This window comes from Rhizobium sophoriradicis, assembly GCF_025200795.1.
GTDB classification, from domain to species: Bacteria; Pseudomonadota; Alphaproteobacteria; order Rhizobiales; family Rhizobiaceae; genus Rhizobium; species Rhizobium sophoriradicis.
Window position 1 is genome coordinate 144,417 of the sequence record NZ_CP104152.1, and the last position, 17,700, is coordinate 162,116.

Annotated in this window: 14 protein-coding genes, 1 tRNA gene and 1 pseudogene; 10 read left to right on the forward strand and 6 right to left on the reverse strand. The window is 62.3% G+C overall.

Annotated elements, in window-relative coordinates; genetic code table 11:
• The first annotated feature begins 183 nt into the window (after positions 1 to 183).
• Positions 184 to 1,083 (forward strand): annotated as a pseudogene (locus N2597_RS00720) (GntR family transcriptional regulator).
• A gap of 379 nt (positions 1,084 to 1,462) precedes the next feature.
• Positions 1,463 to 3,421 carry an ABC transporter ATP-binding protein/permease gene (locus N2597_RS00725; protein ID WP_183599040.1) on the forward strand — a complete coding sequence of 653 codons (1,959 nt, stop codon included), beginning with the start codon at positions 1,463 to 1,465 and terminating at the stop codon, positions 3,419 to 3,421.
• 12 nt (positions 3,422 to 3,433) lie between these two features.
• Here the strand turns inward: N2597_RS00725 and N2597_RS00730 are convergent, their stop codons facing one another.
• The 3 genes from N2597_RS00730 to N2597_RS00740 form a co-directional block, all read right to left on the reverse strand.
• Complete coding sequence (locus N2597_RS00730) at positions 3,434 to 4,924, reverse strand: MDR family MFS transporter (RefSeq protein WP_183599038.1); 1,491 nt, start codon at positions 4,922 to 4,924, stop codon at positions 3,434 to 3,436.
• Between the two features lie 229 nt (positions 4,925 to 5,153).
• A complete protein-coding gene (locus N2597_RS00735) occupies positions 5,154 to 5,522 on the reverse strand; it encodes a hypothetical protein (RefSeq protein ID WP_039617717.1) in 369 nt (122 codons plus the stop codon).
• Positions 5,523 to 5,591: 69 nt separating this feature from the next.
• Positions 5,592 to 6,065 carry a hypothetical protein gene (locus N2597_RS00740; protein ID WP_183599036.1) on the reverse strand — a complete coding sequence of 158 codons (474 nt, stop codon included), beginning with the start codon at positions 6,063 to 6,065 and terminating at the stop codon, positions 5,592 to 5,594.
• Positions 6,066 to 6,247: 182 nt separating this feature from the next.
• Between N2597_RS00740 and N2597_RS00745 the strand changes: the two genes are divergently transcribed.
• Complete coding sequence (locus N2597_RS00745; protein WP_183599034.1) at positions 6,248 to 6,547, forward strand: hypothetical protein; 300 nt, start codon at positions 6,248 to 6,250, stop codon at positions 6,545 to 6,547.
• 11 nt (positions 6,548 to 6,558) lie between these two features.
• Here N2597_RS00745 and N2597_RS00750 read toward each other — a convergent pair.
• Positions 6,559 to 6,634: transfer RNA gene (locus N2597_RS00750), tRNA-Thr, on the reverse strand.
• Between the two features lie 121 nt (positions 6,635 to 6,755).
• Positions 6,756 to 7,715, reverse strand: a complete 960-nt coding sequence (locus N2597_RS00755; protein ID WP_183599032.1) for an NAD(P)H-dependent flavin oxidoreductase — start codon at positions 7,713 to 7,715, stop codon at positions 6,756 to 6,758.
• A 287-nt stretch (positions 7,716 to 8,002) separates the two neighbouring features.
• Here N2597_RS00755 and N2597_RS00760 point away from each other — a divergent pair, with 287 nt between their 5' ends.
• Positions 8,003 to 9,202 (forward strand): regulator, encoded by a 1,200-nt coding sequence (locus tag N2597_RS00760; RefSeq protein WP_183599030.1) that lies wholly within the window; start codon positions 8,003 to 8,005, stop codon positions 9,200 to 9,202.
• Between the two features lie 24 nt (positions 9,203 to 9,226).
• Here the strand turns inward: N2597_RS00760 and ppk2 are convergent, their stop codons facing one another.
• Positions 9,227 to 10,108, reverse strand: coding sequence for a polyphosphate kinase 2 (gene ppk2 / locus N2597_RS00765; protein WP_183599028.1), 882 nt, complete (start codon positions 10,106 to 10,108; stop codon positions 9,227 to 9,229).
• A gap of 244 nt (positions 10,109 to 10,352) precedes the next feature.
• Between ppk2 and phoR the strand changes: the two genes are divergently transcribed.
• The 6 genes from phoR to phoU all read left to right on the forward strand — a co-directional run bounded on the left by phoR (position 10,353) and on the right by phoU (position 17,675).
• Positions 10,353 to 11,573: a phosphate regulon sensor histidine kinase PhoR gene (gene phoR / locus N2597_RS00770; protein WP_039617727.1), complete on the forward strand. Its 1,221-nt coding sequence runs from the start codon at positions 10,353 to 10,355 to the stop codon at positions 11,571 to 11,573.
• Positions 11,574 to 12,083: 510 nt separating this feature from the next.
• Positions 12,084 to 13,118 carry a substrate-binding domain-containing protein gene (locus N2597_RS00775; RefSeq protein ID WP_096764938.1) on the forward strand — a complete coding sequence of 345 codons (1,035 nt, stop codon included), beginning with the start codon at positions 12,084 to 12,086 and terminating at the stop codon, positions 13,116 to 13,118.
• Between the two features lie 167 nt (positions 13,119 to 13,285).
• Complete coding sequence (gene pstC, locus N2597_RS00780) at positions 13,286 to 14,767, forward strand: phosphate ABC transporter permease subunit PstC (protein ID WP_096764939.1); 1,482 nt, start codon at positions 13,286 to 13,288, stop codon at positions 14,765 to 14,767.
• The gene (gene pstA, locus N2597_RS00785) at positions 14,764 to 16,086 is read left to right on the forward strand and encodes a phosphate ABC transporter permease PstA (RefSeq protein WP_096768865.1); all 1,323 of its coding nucleotides are present in this window, start codon (positions 14,764 to 14,766) and stop codon (positions 16,084 to 16,086) included. Before pstC ends, pstA begins: the two co-directional genes overlap by 4 nt.
• 15 nt (positions 16,087 to 16,101) lie before the next feature.
• Positions 16,102 to 16,917: a phosphate ABC transporter ATP-binding protein PstB gene (gene pstB, locus N2597_RS00790; RefSeq protein WP_183599026.1), complete on the forward strand. Its 816-nt coding sequence runs from the start codon at positions 16,102 to 16,104 to the stop codon at positions 16,915 to 16,917.
• Between the two features lie 44 nt (positions 16,918 to 16,961).
• Positions 16,962 to 17,675: a phosphate signaling complex protein PhoU gene (phoU, locus tag N2597_RS00795; protein ID WP_096764942.1), complete on the forward strand. Its 714-nt coding sequence runs from the start codon at positions 16,962 to 16,964 to the stop codon at positions 17,673 to 17,675.
• The last annotated feature ends 25 nt before the right edge of the window (positions 17,676 to 17,700 follow it).

The following is a 17,700-nucleotide window of genomic DNA, read 5'->3' on the forward strand; positions in this document are numbered from 1 at the left end:
GTTTTTTATCTACAATAAACATTTTCAAGTCAACGGGAATATTGATCCTGTGGACGAGGGAGGCGATGCGCCGCAGGCGGCCGGAAATAAGCTAAAGGTCGTTTGGATGAGCCCCGGTCCGATCCCGTCCTGCTTTTGAGCCGGGATGGCGGTTGCGACACGCGGGCGGAAAGCGGGGGTCTGATGGCAAGGCAGAACACGGTCTTCAAGGAAGCCTACAACAGGTATGCCGCGGCCCTGCGCACGGATACCGCACTCCCGTCGGAGCCGGAGATCGCCGCCCAGCTCGGCGTCAGCCGCTCCACCGCGCGTGCCATCCTAACGCGTCTGAGCGAGGAAGGCATCATCCGCTGGAACAAGCGCCAGAAGATCGTGCTCCGCCAGCCGACCGACGGCGACCTCTTTCCTTCCGAAGAAACGGATTCCTTGCACGACATCATCGAGCGCAGCTTCATGCAGCGCATCCTTGCCGATGATGCCGCGCCCGGCATGCAGATCAACGAATTGGAGCTTGCCCGCGAGATCGGCACCGGCACCACGAGCGTGCGCGAATTCCTGATCCGCTTCTCCCGCTTCGGCCTTATCGAAAAGCGACCGAACAGCCACTGGACGCTGAAGGGCTTCACCCGCGAGTTCGCGCTTGAACTCGCCGATGTGCGCGAGATGTTCGAGCTGCATTCGGCCGCCGAATTCGGCCGGCTTCCCCGTGACAATCAGGCCTGGACCGATCTTGCCGCCATCCGCGACGAACACCACGCCATGCTCGCCGACATCAACCAGCGCTTCAAGGATTTCTCCGTCCTTGACGAACGTTTCCACCTCTTGATCCATCGCGCCTCGAAGAACCGCTTCATCGCCGATTTCTACGATGCGATCGCCATCGTCTTCCACTATCACTAACAGTGGAACAAGACTGCCGCCCGCGAGCGCAACGAGCGCGCTATCCACGAACATCTGGATTATATCGCCGCCCTCGAATCCGGCGACCAGGCGGCGATCGAGAAAGCCTGCCGCGCGCATCTGCACTCCGCCCGCCAGACCCTGCTGCAATCCCTGCCGCAGATCGCGACGGAGAGCGCGTGAGGTAAGAGAAGGGCGACAAAAGTCGTGCCTGCAGCCCCCTCATCCGACCCTTCGGGCCACCTTCTCCCCGAGGGGAGAAGAGGGAGCAAGGCGCGCCGAACTGCCCAAATGAACCGGCCGGCTTAAAGGCACTTCGTCCGATTGCGTCGATGGCAAAGCGGCATTCTCCCCTCTTCTCCCCAGCGGGGAGAAGGTGGCCCGAAGGGTCGGATGAGGGGGCTGCACGCACGACACCAACGACGTCTGACCTCCCCAGGCCGTGAATCCCGTTGGCACTTGCACATGCAAAAATCTGCGCCTCGTCCTCTTTAGAGCTGCGATGCCGCGCCCGGCGTCGGCCCTCATGAAACCTTTCGAATTGTAAGCCGTTGTCAGGCTTATGACCGACGCAAAACTCAACCCGAAATCGGTCGACGGCACCGATGAGCACGGTGCCGAGAAGTCGCGCCCCGAGAAGGCATCGACTGTCGAGGCCGCGCCGCCGCCAGCCATCGAACCCAGTCCGGAGCTCACGCCCGAGGAGGCCGAGCAGGCGCGCAAGCGATATTTGTTGAAACGTTTCTGGATCAGCGCCCGCCATTTCTGGAGCCGCGGCGGCGACAGGCTCGCCTGGCCGTGCTCGATCGGTCTGCTGGTGATGATCTGCATGAATGTCGGCTTCCAATATGGGATCAATCGCTGGAACCGCGGGATCTTCGACGCCATCGAGCGGCACGATGCCGCCACCGTCTATTACCTCAGCGCCGTTTTCGTGCCGCTGGTGCTCGGAAGCGTCGCCCTTGTCACCGCGCAAGTCTATGTCCGCATGATGATCCAGCGCCGCTGGCGCTCCTGGCTGACCTCGGCGGTGATCGCGCGCTGGCTCGCCAACGGCCGCTATTATCAGCTGAACCTGATCGGCGGCGATCACAAGAATCCCGAAGCGCGCATCTCGGAGGATCTGCGCATTGCCACCGAAGCGCCGGTCGATTTCATCGCCGGCGTCATTTCCGCATTTCTGGCGGCCTCGACGTTTATCGTCGTCCTGTGGACGATCGGCGGAGCGCTCGAGCTGCCGGTCGCAGGGGCGACCATCACCATTCCCGGCTTTCTCGTCGTCACTGCGGTTCTCTATGCCGTGATTACCTCAACCGTGATCGCCATCATCGGCCGCCACTTCGTCCAGGTCTCGGAGGTCAAGAACCAGGTGGAGGCCGAGCTCCGCTACACGCTGACCCGCGTGCGAGAAAATGGCGAGAGCATTGCCTTGCTCGGCGGCGAGGAGGAGGAGCGCAGCGATCTCGACAAGACATTTTCCAATGTGCTCAGGCAATGGGCGCTGCTTGCGCGCCAGCACATGCGAACGACATTCGTGTCGCACGGATCGATGCTGATTGCGCCCGTCGTGCCGCTGCTGCTGTGCGCGCCAAAATTTCTCGCAGGCGGCATGACCCTCGGTGAGGTCATGCAGGCGGCTTCCGCCTTCGCCATCGTTCAGCACGCCTTCGGCTGGCTGGTCGACAACTATCCGCGTCTTGCCGACTGGAACGCCTGTGCGCGGCGCATCGCCTCGCTGATGACGTCGCTCGACGGCCTCGAGCGCGCCGAACAGAACGATGCGCTGAGGCGCATCAAGCACAGCCAGACCCAAGGCAATGCGATCCTCAATCTGAACGATCTCTCCGTCTCGCTCGACGACGGCACCGCCGTGGTCAAGGAGACCCATGTCGAGATCGCCCCGGGCGAGCGGGTGCTGGTCGCCGGAGAATCCGGCTCGGGCAAGAGCACGCTGGTGCGCGCCATCGCCGGTCTCTGGCCCTGGGGCCACGGCAGCGTCGATTTCCACGCCGACCGCCGCTTGTTCATGTTGCCGCAGCGGCCCTATATCCCGTCCGGCACGCTTCGCCGCGCCGTCGCCTATCCCCGCGCCGCTGACAGCTGGACGCCGGAGGAGATCACCGCGGCGCTGACCAAGGTTGGACTGGATTATCTCAACGAGAAGATCGAGGAAGTCGCGCCATGGGATCAGATCCTGTCGGGCGGCGAAAAGCAGCGGCTCGCCTTTGCCCGGCTGCTGCTGCACCACCCCGATATCATCGTGCTCGATGAAGCCACCTCGGCGCTCGACGAGAAGAGCCAGGACAGCATGATGGAAATGTTGATCGAAGAAATGCCAACGGTGACCATCATCAGCGTCGCCCATCGCGCCGAGCTTGAAGCCTTCCACAGCCGCAAGATCACCCTGGAACGGCGCGAGGGCGGCGCCAAGCTCGTCAGCGATATCGATCTCGGCCCGCGCAAGGGAAGGCGCAACCTGATCTTGCGCGTTTTGGACAGCCGCCGCTCGGCGCTGCCGTGAAGAACGCAGCGGTCAATGCGAGGCCGCTTCGCTGGCCACCGCCGGCTCTTCGCGTTTGCGGCCAGGGCCGACCGGGATCAGCCAGGTGGTGAAGAAGGTCAGCACCGCGACGACGACCACGCCCCAGAAGCTCCAGTGCAGGGCCGCATCGAAGACGCTGCGGATATCAGGGTCGGCGGCGAGCGCCGAGAGCCCGGTCGGCTGGTTCAGCGCATCGTGCAGGGCCGCCGCCGTCTCGCCGCTCGCATGGTGGTTGATGCCGGCATTGAGGATGGCGCCGAGCACGGTGGCGCCGAGCGTATTGCCGAGGCTGCGGGCGAAGATGATCGAGGCGGTGGCGCTGCCGCGCATCGACCATTCGACGCTGTCCTGCACCAGCACGATGCTGGTCAGGCTGATCAGGCCCATGCCGACGCCCATGAAGAAGGAGCCGGCGCCGGCCAGAACCGGCGAGCTTTCCGGCGTCAGGAACAGCAGGAAACAGGCGCCGAACGGAAACATTAGGCTGCCGACGCGCAGCGTCCGGCGAATGCCGAACGCCTTGTAGAAGCGGCCGGAGAGCATCACCGCGAGCGGCCAGCCGACGATCAGCATGGTGAGCGTGAAGCCGGCGACGATCGGCGAGCGGCCGAGCACGCCCTGCACGTAGATCGGCAGGATGGTGGAAAGCCCGATCAGCGCCATGCCGGCAAGTAGCGTCGCCGCATTGCTGGTGGCGATCAGCCGGCGGCTCCAGAGCGCGATCGAAATGATCGGCTCCGGCGCCCGCTTCTCCTGGGCGAGGAAGAGCAGCCCGGCGACGACGAAGACCGCAAAAAGTGTGAGCAGGATCCAGGCGCTGGCAGCCGTTTCCGTCAGCATGACGAGCAGCGCAACGATCGCGATCGAAAACAGCACCGACCCGAGATAATCGATCCGCGCCTGCTTGTGCGCGACGTCCTCCTTCAGGAAGATCATGAAGGCGATGATCGAGACGATGCCGATCGGCAGGTTGATCCAGAAGATCCAGGCCCAGGAGATATTGTCGACGATGATGCCGCCGGCAAGCGGCCCGACGACTGCCGAGGTCGCCCAGACGGTCGCCATCGCGCCTTGCACCCGGCCGCGTTCCTCGAGTTTGAAGAGATCGCCGATGATCGTCATCGTCACCGGCTGGATGGCGCCGGCACCAAGCCCCTGCAGCAGCCGGAACAGCACCAGCGACATCATCGACCAGGCAAAGCCGCAGAGCGCCGAGCCGACGAGGAAGATGATAATGCCGGCGATCAGCACCGGCTTGCGCCCGAAAATATCCGAAAGCTTGCCGTAGATGACTGTTGTCGTCGACTGCGCCAGCAGGAAGGCCGAAAACACCCAGCTGTAATAGGAAAATCCGCCGAGCTGGCCGACGATGCGCGGCATCGCGGTCGCCACGATCGTCGCCTCGATGGCAACCATGAAGGTTGCGACCATGATGGTCGCGACGACAAGCACGCGGTTCGAGCGATGCGCAGCATTCGACATGACGATCCTCTTCGGGTGCTCCGCGGAATGCCGGAAATAATGGCATGCTGGCTGGGGTGTGGGGCGATGCGCCAAGCGCGGAGGGATGCAGTCGTTCTACGACCTGAAGGCCAGCCGGTAAAGCAATTCCCGCGGCAGCCATCGTTTTCGCGCGATGTCAGCCGAAATGAAGGTCCGGCGCGATCGCGGCCGGGCTCTCATTCTATCGGAGGAGGACGCTCGCCCTTCCTCACTGCTGGCATGCCTCGCTGAGTGAGTTGGTACCGGCGGTACAGCCCGGCACCTGCTGAAGATCCGGATTGACGCCGCCGGGATTGATCGTGCTGCGATCGCGGTTGAGATCGACGCCGCCAGAGCCGGTGGTGCCGCCGGTGGTGCTGCCGGTCGTACCGGGATCGGTGCCGACAGAGCCGGCGCCGGCCGAACCCGTACCGACGGATCCGGTCCCGGCCGAACCCGGGGCCGAGCTCCCCGAGCCGCCGATAACAGGCGCCACCGAAAGCCGCCCACTGGAATTCGCGCCCCCGGTCGTCTGCGCCAGCGCCGAGCCGGCAAGACTGATGGAAAGAAGCGATATCGCGATGAGTTTGCAGGACATGGTTTGCTCCATCCTTGTTGTCTCAAGGGGAGAACCAGTTCGGGAGCGGCAGGTTCCTGCCGGAATCCGTCATTCGTCGTCCAGCATTTTAAACTTTCGCGCCGCCTGAGGGCAGAGCATCGTGAACTGCTTGATTAACGGCGGCATGCCTGAGGCGCACGACACATCTGCATCCTCGGGTAATGGGAAAGTCACGCGCAGCGGTTCTCCGCCAGAAGGAACGAAGGACAGCGTGCCCTTGCGGCAATCGGCCGTGGAACGATAGGTGTCTTTACCATCTTCTTTCATATACATCGCCACGCACTGCTCAACAGTCAGTTTCCCGCCATGCGCGACCGTCTCGCCTCCCGGGTCTCGTTCGCAGTATTCCTGGAAGTTGGCCTGATTGACGTTCCCTTCCATGACCGCATTTCTCGAATCCGTGCCGGTCCTGCTGACCAGCGTTCCGTCCCATCCAGCACATGAAGCGAGAGGGAAATCTTCGGAATGCGCGGGGAAAATGGAAAAGGGGAAAAGCATGACGCTCAGAAGCGATATTCGCATAAATCCTCCTACTTGCCGGCCCTCGCGAGCTCGATCGACATCATTCGCTCATGCGAATAGGGGTCTGATAAACGTGAATGAAGAAGTCCACCAGCGGTTGAAGCTTTGCCTATCGAGCGGCCATCGTCAACACGTGCAATTATGCTTATAATTTCCCCTCGGCTTTCAGAGGAGCTATGTTGATGGAGGTCGAAAATGATGAAGGCGAAGTCAGCGATTACGGCGAAAGCTTGATGCACCAGACTGCTCAGCGCCGAGAGCGTCGCAGAAAAGTCCGTACAAATGTCGCCTCGGCTGAGCACGACGGAGCAGCGTATGAAGAAGGCAACTGGCACTTCATCGCCGATCAAATTGAGGTCACGTCGGCAGGATGGGCGCGCGAATGCCGGATTGGCGGTGGAACGAAGCCGATTTTGTCGCCAGATTTCCCCGGCGACCCGCAAGCGTCGAAATGCTTCGATCTCGAAACTATATGCGTTTGACTTGAAGATTTTGGTGCCGCTTACGTGACTCGAACACGTGACCCCATCATTACGAATGATGTGCTCTACCGACTGAGCTAAAGCGGCATTTGGCGGCCGAAGCGTGCGACCTGCGATTTGCATGGCGCTGATACAGGCATTGTCCGAAGATTTCAAGCACCCTGTTCTGCCTTTGGCAAAAAAGAGGGTAGGGTGTCGAAGATCCGGTTCAGAGCGCCAGCCGGGCGCGGGCGGCCTTATATTCAGCCTCCAGCCGGTCGACGAGTTTGGCCACCGGCTCGACGGCCTTGACGGCGCCGATGCCCTGGCCGCTGCCCCAGATGTCTTTCCAGGCCTTGGCGCCGCCGGTTGCCTGCTCGAAATCCATCTTAGAAGCGTCGGCGACCGGCAGGTTGTCGGGATCCATGCCGGCGGCGACGATCGACGGCTTGAGGTAGTTGCCGTGCACGCCGGTGAAATAGTTGGAATAGACGATATCGGCGGCCGCACCCTCGACAATCGCCTGCTTGTAGGCGTCTGCGGCGCGCGCCTCTTGCGTCGCGATGAAGGGCGAGCCGATATAGGCCATATCGGCGCCCATCGCCTCGGCGGCTAGGATGGCGCCGCCGGTCGAAATCGCGCCGGCAAGCAGCAGCGGCCCGTGGAACCATTCGCGGATTTCCTGGATCAGGGCAAAAGGCGACAGCGTGCCGGCATGGCCGCCGGCGCCCGATGCCACCGCGATCAGTCCGTCGGCCCCCTTGCGGATCGCCGAATGGGCGTGGCGGTTATTGATAATGTCGTGCAGCACGATCCCGCCATAGGAATGCACGGCGGCATTGACCTCCGGCACGGCGCCGAGCGAGGAGATGACAACAGGCACCTTGTATTTGACGCAGAGCGAGAGATCATGCTCCAGCCGCTTGTTCGACATGTGGACGATCTGGTTGACGGCAAAGGGTGCGGCCGGCCGTTCCGGATGGGTGGCGTCATGGCGGGCAAGCTCCTCGGTGATCTCGGCCAACCATTCGTCGAGCTGGCTTTCCGGCCGGGCGTTCAGCGCCGGAAAGGCGCCGACGACGCCTGCCTTGCATTGCGCCAAAGTGAGCGCCGGATGCGAGATGATGAAGAGCGGCGAGCCGATCACCGGCAGTCTGAGTTTGTCCTTGAGGATCGGGGGCAGGGCCATGGTTTTACCGCTCGCATTGACGTTTACGAAAACGTCAATCTCATAACAGAGAAGAAAAGCCGATAAAAGAGCGACTGCCATGCCTTCGTCGATTTCCGCCCGATATATCAGGCCGTAGAACGGATAGGGAAGGCCCGCACGCCCGTGAAAAGCTGGCGAATATAGCATGAGATCAACGGTGGGCGGGCCTGCAAGGCTTGCGGTTTGCCGCACTTGCCGCTACCGAATTTTGATGGAGAACGGCGGGGATTGCGGTCCAACGCCGGGTTCAAAGTGAAGGACGTGATGTGAGCGGATTAGAAACGGCCATCAGAACAGCGCTCGAAAATGCCGATCGCGACAATCCGGAAGTTCGAGCGAGGATCTACCAGTCGGCCCGCCAGGCGCTGGAAGCCGGCTTGCGCAAGCAGGACATTACCGATGCCGAGGCCGTCGCCCATCACCGCCACCGCCTTGAAAGCACCATTCATGCCATCGAAGGCGAGGAGCGCGAGCGGCTCCACCCCCGCCAACGGCCGCCCGAAGTGCCGGTGCCGCCGGTCGTCGAAATGCCGCCGCCGCCGGTTCATCGCGGCGACGTGACCGATATCGGCAGCCTGATCGACAGTCCGGTGGCCGCGGGCGAGGCCCGGTCTCCCGAGGTGGTGATGCACCGCAGCGACGAGTCGCGCCTCGACAATGTTCATGCCGGCGATGCCGATCATCTGGCGGCCGCCCCGGCCGGCGAGGAGCGGCTGACCCGCGGCGAACGTGCGACCAGCATGGATTTCCGCCCGGAGCGGGCGGCGGGCCGCCGCAAGCCGCGCAAGTTCTTTTCCCGGCTTCTCGTCTGGTGCGTGCTCTTGGCCTTCGTCGGCATCGGCGCCTGGTGGGCCTATACGTCGGGCCTGCTGTTGACGGCGGCCGAACGCGACACCAGCGTCGCCAATCCGCCAGCAAGCACCCAGCCGGAGGATTTCACCGGCAATGACGACAGCGCCGGCAATGCCGCCCCCCACACCGATCAGCCGGTGACCATCGATCCGCAGAACAGTTTCTCGGCCGACTGGATTCCGGTGTTCAAGCCTGACGAGGCCGACAAGATCAAAAGCGGTCCGCGGGCCCGCATCGAAAACATCACCGAGAATGACGGCCCCGCCGTGCGCCTGATTTCCGAGAGCGGTGCGGCTGACGGCAACATCTCCGTCAGCGTTCCGGCCTCGGTGCTGCAGCAGCTTGCCGGCAAGTCCTCGACCATCGCGCTGACGCTGCAATCGACCACCGACGAGCCGACGCAGGTGACGGTCGAATGCAATTTCCAGTCGCTCGGCAATTGCGCCCGCCATCGCTTCAGCGTCACCCGCGAAAAATCCGATGCGCTGCTGCAGGTGAAGTTCGACCGCTCGCTCGCCCCGAATTCGCCGGGCACGTTGACGATCAACAGCGATCTCGACGGCAAGGCGCGCGGCATCAACCTCTTCGCGATCCGGATCCTGCCGGGGCAGTGACGCGGCTTTAAGGTAGGCGCTGGCCTACTTTAAAAAGCCGGGGCCGGAGCCGATGATCTCCTTGTCGACCTCCCCCAGCGCCTTCTTGTCCTTGCCATCGTAGTCGATCCTATTCAGCATATGGCGGATCAGTTCCAGACGCGCCCGCCGCTTGTCGTTGGCGCGGATCACCGTCCAGGGCGCGAAATCCGTATCGGTTTCCTTCAGCATCCGGTCGCGTTTGTCGCTGTAATCGTCCCAATTCGTCAGCGCCGCAATATCCATCGAGGACAGTTTCCAGACCTTCAGCGGATCGTGGCGGCGGTCGTGGAAACGCTTGAGCTGCATCTCCCGGCCGATGTCGAGATAAAATTTGAAGAAGAAGATGCCCTCATGGGCGATGATCTTTTCGAGCTGCGGCGCCTGCTTGAGAAAACCTTCATACTGCTGCGGCGTGCAGAAGCCCATGACCGGCTCGACGCCGGCGCGGTTGTACCAGGAGCGGTCGAACAGTACGAATTCCCCTGCGGTCGGGAACTGCGCGACGTAGCGCTGGAAATACCATTGCCCCTGTTCGCGCTCTGTCGGTCTGGTCAAGGCCACGACGCGCGCAAGACGTGGGTTCATATTCTCCGAAGAGGCCGAGATCGCGCCGCCCTTACCGGCCGCGTCGCGTCCCTCGAACAGCGCCATCACCCGCTTGCCCGTCGCCTGCAGCCAGAATTGCACCTTGACAAGTTCCACCTGCAGCTTTTCCAGCTGCTCTGAATAATCCTCTTCCTTGAGCTTTTTCTTGTAGGGAAATTCGCCGGATTCCAGCGCCTGTTCCTCCACCCAGTCCGGCAGAACGGGATCGTCGACATCGAAGATGCGTTTCGTTCCCCGGATATTCAGCTCCACGGCCCTGCTTTTGGCAGCCTCGCCCATATGCTCCTCCTTCGCTGGTCGTCTTCTCGACGCAGGCGAACATATTCATCGTTGGAAATCAAATCTTTCGCTTGCCGCTGGTGATTTTTCGCGAGGCTTTGGCTGCCGTCCTTCACTTGAGCGGCGCCAGCCGAAAACTTCTGTCATGAATTGCCGCTATCAGGCAGAGTTCCAATATAAAGAAAAACGAATCGACCGCCGCGAGGCCCACTTGCCAGACGAAATCCCGTGGAAAAAAAGCCTGTTGGCGCGCATCCGGCGCGAACGGCCGGTGCTGCTTGCGGCCATCCTCAGCGCCTTGATTGCTCTTGCCGCCGGCATGAACAAGTGGGTCGTGCTCGTGCTCCTGCTCGTCATGATCTTGACCGCGCTGTTCAACGAGGCGCCGGTGCTCAAGGCGGAGCCGGCCGAGCCGGAGGAGGCGGAGCCGGAAGCGCCTCCGAGCCGCCTGCCTGACATTTCCGCCACGCTTGCCGGCCTCGATATCCCGGTCATGGTGCTGTCGGACGATGCCTCGGTGCTCTTCCAGAACCGCGCCGCCGAAAAGGCCTTCGGCGAGGTGACGCTCGGCGCCCATATATCGGCCCGGCTGCGTTCGCCCGGCGTGCTCGACATGGTGCGCGAAACCATCGCCACCAATGCGCCGAACCAGATCGAGCATGCCGAGCGGCTGCCATCCGAGCGGGTCTATATCGTCCGCAGTGCGCCTGTCGAATTCCAGGCCGACGGCCAGCGCGAGCGGTTTTTCATCCTCTCCTTCCGCGATATATCGGAGGTCCGGCGCATCGACCGCATGCGCTCCGATTTCGTCGCCAATGCCAGCCATGAGCTGCGCACGCCGCTCGCCTCGCTGCGCGGCTTTATCGAGACCATTCAGGGGCCGGCGAAGAACGATCAGAAGGCGCAGGCGCAGTTCCTAGGCATCATGTTCGATCAGACGACACGCATGAGCCGGCTGGTCGACGACCTCTTGTCGCTGTCGCGGCTGGAGCTGAAATCGCATATCGCGCCGGACGAGAAGGTCGACCTGGTGCCGCTGCTCGGCCATGTCCGCGACTCGCTGGTGCCGCTGGCGAGAGACGTCGGCGTCGAGATCAACCTGCATCTGCCCGACGGCAAGGTCGAGGTGCTGGGAGACCGCGACGAACTCGTCCAGGTCTTCGAAAACCTGATGGAAAATGCCTGCAAATACGGCCAGGAAGGCAAAGTCGTCGACGTCCGGCTGAAGAATGGCGCCGGCGGGCCCGTCGAGGTCAGCATCATCGACAAGGGGCCGGGCATCCCGGCCGAACACGTGCCGCGTCTGACCGAACGCTTCTACCGCGTCAGCATCGAGGACAGCCGCTCGAAAAAAGGCACCGGCCTCGGCCTCGCCATCGTCAAACACATCCTCACCCGCCATCGGGCGCGCCTGATCGTCAAATCTGAAGTCGGCAAGGGCACTGATTTCACCGTGCGGTTCTGAGGCTAGAGATTGCCCTCACCCTAACGCTCACCCTGTTCTGACGGGGAGAGGGGACGTGCCATACGAGACGGCTGAGTTAAGTCCCCTCTCCCCGTAAAACGGGAGAGGGTTAGGGTGAGGGGCAAATCACGGTACTGTCAGGTATCGTCCCGGTCCAAAGTGTCGACCATCAACCCGGTCGTTCACACACGGAACGACTTCGAGACACAAGCCAAAACCGCCATCGGCCTTCCCGGTTCACCCCACCTGACGACCCGGTATCGGATGCGTCTACAGTTTTTACAACGAAAGGTAGATTGAAGGTTTCGACTTTGCCGATTATCGACAGTCATCCTTAGTGCTTTTGAGAATTACGTCTACTTTCAACGCCTTAGCCTGTCACAAATGTTTCACGGATTTGACATAAAAGGACGGGGCTTACAGCGCTAAGAGAGTCCCGCCGATGAAAAAAGGCACTGCGAGGGCCTCTCATAGGCCGCACTCACACAAGCCCAATGCCGGGAGATTCAAATGAACACCTTCAAGCTCACCGTTGCCGCACTTGCTGCAACTGCTGCTTTCGCTGGCGCCGCCGTTGCCCGCGACCAGATTCAGGTTGCTGGTTCGTCCACCGTCCTGCCTTACGCCAAGATCGTTGCCGAGTCCTTCGGCGAGACCTTCACCAAGTTCAAGACGCCGGTCGTCGAATCCGGCGGCACGGGCGCCGGTCTGAAGGAATTCTGCAAGGGCGTCGGCGAAGACACCATCGACATTGCCAACGCTTCGCGTCCGATCAACAAGAACGAAGCCGAAGCCTGCAAGGCTGCCGGCGTGACGGATATCCAGGAAGTCAAGATCGGTTATGACGGCATCGTCTTCGCAACCGACTCCGGCAACCCTGATGTCGCCTACGTTCCGGCCGACATCTACAAGGCCCTCGCTGCCCAGGTCGTCGTCGACGGCAAGCTCGTCGCCAACCCCTACAAGAAGTGGTCGGAAGTCAACCCGAAGCTCCCGGCCGTTGAAATCGCCGCCTACATCCCGGGCGAAAAGCACGGCACGCGCGAAGTCTTCGAACAGAACGTCCTCGCCGCCGGCTGCAAGGCTTCCGGCGCCCTCGACGTCATCGCCAAGGAGATCTCCGACAAGGCTGCCCAGGGCAAGGCTTGCGTCGCAGTCCGCAAGGACGGCGCTGCCGTTGACATCGACGGCGACTATCCGGAAACCCTGGCACGCATCGCCGCCAACAAGACCGGCGTCGGCGTATTCGGCCTTTCCTTCTATGAAAACAACGCCGACAAGCTGAAGGTCGCTACCGTCAACGGCATCGTTCCGTCCACCGAGACGATCGCCAACGGCACCTATCCGGTTTCCCGCCCGCTGTTCTTCTACGTCAAGAAGGCGCATCTCGGCGCCGTTCCGGGCCTGAAGGAATACGTCAACTTCTTCGTATCCGACCAGATGATCGGCCCCGACGGCCCGCTGGCTGAATACGGTCTGGTTGCCGCTCCGGATGCAGAGCGGGAAGCGATCCGCAAGGCTGTCGAAGCCGGCAAGTCCATGTAATAACTTTGCCGGCGCGGTGCTCTCTGAGCCCGCGCCGGTATTGCTTTCTGCCCCTGCGCCCCGGCATGTCCGGTGCAGGGTTGAATTCCTTCTCCATGATTGGAAGCCGAAGGCAGGCTGATGAAGCCGCCGGCTTTTTGGGGGCCATGGGCCTGGGGACGTAACGAATGAGCACATCCGTCATACTTCTGTGCCTTGTGGTGATCGGCGCCGCCGCCTATCTGGTCGCGCGCAGCCGTGCCTCAGCACTTGCCGGGGGCAGATCCTCCGCACTGCATTCACGGCCGGCCTATTACGGCGCCTATGCGGCGATCTGGGCCGTTCTTCCGGCCCTCGTCGTTCTCTGCGTGTGGCTCTCCGTCAGCCCCGGCATCATCCAATCCTCGGTTCGCGGCGCTTTCCCTGACGATGTCAAGGCTCAAGCCGCGGTCGAGCAGGATCTGAGCTATTCGATGGTGGCGACGGTCGCCCGCGGCCTGACGATGCTGACATCTGACGAAGTTGCCGCGGTCGCAAACGATCCGGCCGCGCTGCAGGCCAAGCTCAGCGAGAAAGGCGTGCCGCTCGCCGGCCAGCCGCAGCCTTATATGGTCGAGGCCGCCAAGACGCTCAACGCCATGAGCCTGACGAGCCGCATGGCCATGACCGCGATCGTCTTCGTTCTGGCCGTCGCCGGCGCCTTCTACGCGCTGCGCGCCATCGCGCCCCGCTTCCGCGCCCGCAACCGCGTCGAGCGCGTCATGCTCTGGGCTCTGCTGCTCGCTTCCTCGATCGCCATCCTGACGACGGTCGGCATCGTGCTGTCAATGCTGTCGGAAGCCACGCGTTTCTTTGCCGTCGTTCCCGCCGGCGAATTCTTCTTCGGCACGGTCTGGGATCCGCGCTTTGCCGGCGCCGGCAGCTCGTCCTTCGGCCAGTTCGGTCTGATCCCGCTGCTGCTCGGCACGCTCTATATCGGCCTGGTCGCCATGCTGGTCGCCGTGCCGGTCGGGCTCTTCGCCGCCATCTACATGGCCGAATACGCCTCGCCGAAAGTGCGCGGCGTCGCCAAGCCGCTTCTCGAAGTGCTGGCCGGCATTCCGACGATCGTCTACGGCTTCTTCGCGCTCGTCACCGTCGGTCCGTTCCTGCGCGATTTCTCCGCGCAGATCAGCGGCCTGCTCTCCGGCAACTATGCGAGCTTTATCCAGGCGCAGAGCGTTCTGACGGCCGGCATCGTCATGGGCATCATGCTGATCCCCTACGTGTCCTCGCTGTCGGACGACATCATCACCGCTGTGCCGCGGGCGCTGCGTGACGGTTCGCTCGGTCTCGGCGCCACGCGCTCCGAAACCATCAAGAAGGTGGTCTTGCCGGCGGCCCTTCCCGGCATCGTCGGCGCATTGCTGATGACCGCCTCGCGCGCCATCGGCGAAACCATGATCGTCGTCCTGGCCGCCGGTGTCGCCGCCCGCATCCAGATCAATCCTTTCGAGCCGATGACGACGGTGACGGTCAAGATCGTCAACCAGCTGACCGGTGACCTCGAGTTCACCTCGCCGCAGACGCTGGTTGCCTTTGCCCTTGGCATCACGCTGTTCTGCATCACGCTTTGCCTCAACATCTACGCGCTCTACATCGTGCGCAAATACCGGGAGCAGTACGAATGACGGATATTGTTTCTCCCACATCAGGCGTCACGGTATCCAAGGCGCCAGCCCGCCGCGATATCGGCATCAAACGCCGCTACGCCGCCGAGCGCCGGTTCCAGGCCTATGGCATCGCCGCCATCACCTTCGGTCTCGTCTTCCTGTTCATCCTGCTCTGGACGGTGATCGGCAAAGGCTACACTGCCTTCCAGCAGACAGCGATCACCCTGCCGATCGAATTCTCCGAGAAGACGATCGATCCTGATAACAAGCGTGCGAGCGATCCTTCGGTGCTGGTCGCCGCCAATTACCCGGTTCTGCTGCGCGACGCGATCGTCAAGCAGCTGAACATCAATGCGTCGAGCAAGCCTGACGTGCGCGAGGCGACCGCCATGCTCTCCAAGAGCGCGCCGATCCAGCTGCGCGATATGGTCGTCGCCGATCCCTCGCTCATCGGCAAGACGGTCAATGTCTCGCTGCTCGCCGACGCCAATATCGACAGCGCCAACAAGGGCCAGATCGATCTCTCCGTCGATGAGAAGAACCGCAAGGTCAACGACAAGCAGGTGACCTGGATGAACCAGCTGAAGGCGAGCGGCGCTCTCCACAAGCAGTTCAACACCGGCCTGTTCGTCAACGGCAATTCCAGCCGTCCGGAAGCTGCCGGCCTCGGCGTCGCCCTCATCGGCTCGCTCTACCTGATGCTGATCGTGCTGGTGCTCTCGCTGCCGATCGGCGTTGCCGCCTCGATCTATCTCGAGGAGTTCGCGCCGAAGAACAAGCTGACGGACCTGATCGAGGTCAACATAAACAACCTCGCCGCGGTTCCCTCGATCGTCTACGGTCTGCTCGGCCTTTCCGTCTTCATCAACTTCATCGGCCTGCCGCGCTCGGCCTCGCTGGTCGGCGGCCTGGTCCTGACGCTGATGACCTTGCCGACGATCATCATCGCCACCCGCGCGGCACTGCGCGCCGTGCCGCCGTCGATCCGCGCCGCAGCGCTCGGCCTCGGCGCCTCGAAGATGCAGATGGTGTTCCACCATGTCCTGCCGCTTGCCATGCCCGGCATCCTGACAGGCACGATCATCGGCCTGGCGCATGCGCTCGGCGAAACCGCGCCGCTGCTTTTGATCGGCATGGTCGCCTTCGTCGCCAACGCGCCGGCCACGCCGCTCGAGCCCTCGACGGCCCTGCCGGTGCAGGTCTATATGTGGGCGAACGAGGCCGAACGTGCCTTCGTTGAGCGTACTTCGGGTGCCATCATCGTCCTGCTCCTGTTCCTGATCGTCATGAACATGGGTGCCATCCTCTTGCGTCGTCGCTTCGAGCGCCGCTGGTAAACGGAGTTAAACATCATGAACATGTTGACGGAAGCTGCAGTTGAAAAGGCGCTGGATCAGAAGATGAGCAACGTCCCGTATAAAATGATCGGCCAGGATGTCTCGGTTTACTACGGCGAGAAGCGCGCGCTTTTCGATGTGAACCTCAACATCCGCGAAAACACCGTAACCGCGCTGATCGGCCCTTCGGGATGCGGCAAGTCGACCTTCCTGCGAAGCCTCAACCGCATGAACGACACGATCGAGGGCTGCCGCGTCGCCGGCAAGATCACCCTAGACGGCGAAGATATCTATGATCCCGACATCGACGTCGTCGAGCTGCGCGCCCGTGTCGGCATGGTCTTCCAGAAGCCGAACCCGTTCCCGAAGTCGATCTATGAAAACGTCTCCTACGGCCCGCGCATCCATGGGCTGGCCAAGTCGAAGGCCGATCTCGATCAGATCGTCGAGTCCAGCCTGCAGCGCGCCGGCCTCTGGAACGAGGTCAAGGACCGTGTGCACGAGTCCGGCACCGGCCTCTCCGGCGGTCAGCAGCAGCGCCTGTGCATCGCGCGTGCCGTCGCCGTCAGTCCTGAAGTCATCCTGATGGACGAGCCCTGCTCGGCGCTCGACCCGATCGCCACCGCCAAGGTCGAGGAATTGATCCACGAGCTGCGCGAGAACTATACGATCGTCATCGTCACCCACTCGATGCAGCAGGCGGCGCGCGTGTCGCAGCGCACCGCCATGTTCCACCTCGGCAACCTTGTCGAGGAGAACGACACCGACAAGATGTTCACCAACCCGGACGATCCACGCACCCAGGACTACATCATGGGTCGCTTCGGCTGATTGCGGCAATCCGAAGCCTTCCCGTTATTCGAGGACAAAGCCCCATGGCATCAACACATATTTATTCTGCCTATGATGATGATCTGAAGTTCCTGTCCAGGCGGATTTCCGAAATGGGCGGCCTGGCCGAGCAGATGGTCGCCGAATCCGTTCGCGCCCTGGTCAACGGCGACACCGCGCTGGCGCAGAAGGTCATTTCCGACGACGTGATCCTCGATCACACCGAACGCGAAATCGGCGACAAGGCGATCGTCACCATCGCCCGTCGTCAGCCGATGGCCTCGGACCTGCGCGAAATCATGGGTTCGATCCGCATCGCCGCCGATCTCGAACGTGTCGGCGACCTCGGCAAGAACACCGCCAAGCGCGTCATCGCCGTGCAGAGCACCGGCGTTCCGCGCAAGCTCGCCCGCGGTCTTGAGCACCTGTCCGAGCTGGCCCTTGTCCAGCTCAAGGAAGTGCTCGACGTCTATACGACGCGCGCCGCCGACAAGGCGACCGCCATTCGCGAGCGCGACAACGAGATCGACGCGATGTACACCTCGCTGTTCCGCGAACTCCTGACCTATATGATGGAAGATCCGCGCAACATCACCAGCTGCACGCATCTTCTCTTCTGCGCCAAGAACATCGAGCGCATCGGCGATCACGCCACCAATATCGCTGAAACGATCTACTACATGGCGACCGGCGCTCAGCCGGAAGGCGACCGTCCGAAGGACGACAGCGCCAACACCGTCGGTGCCGCCACGGAATAACCGTGCCGGACCCAGCCTATTGCGT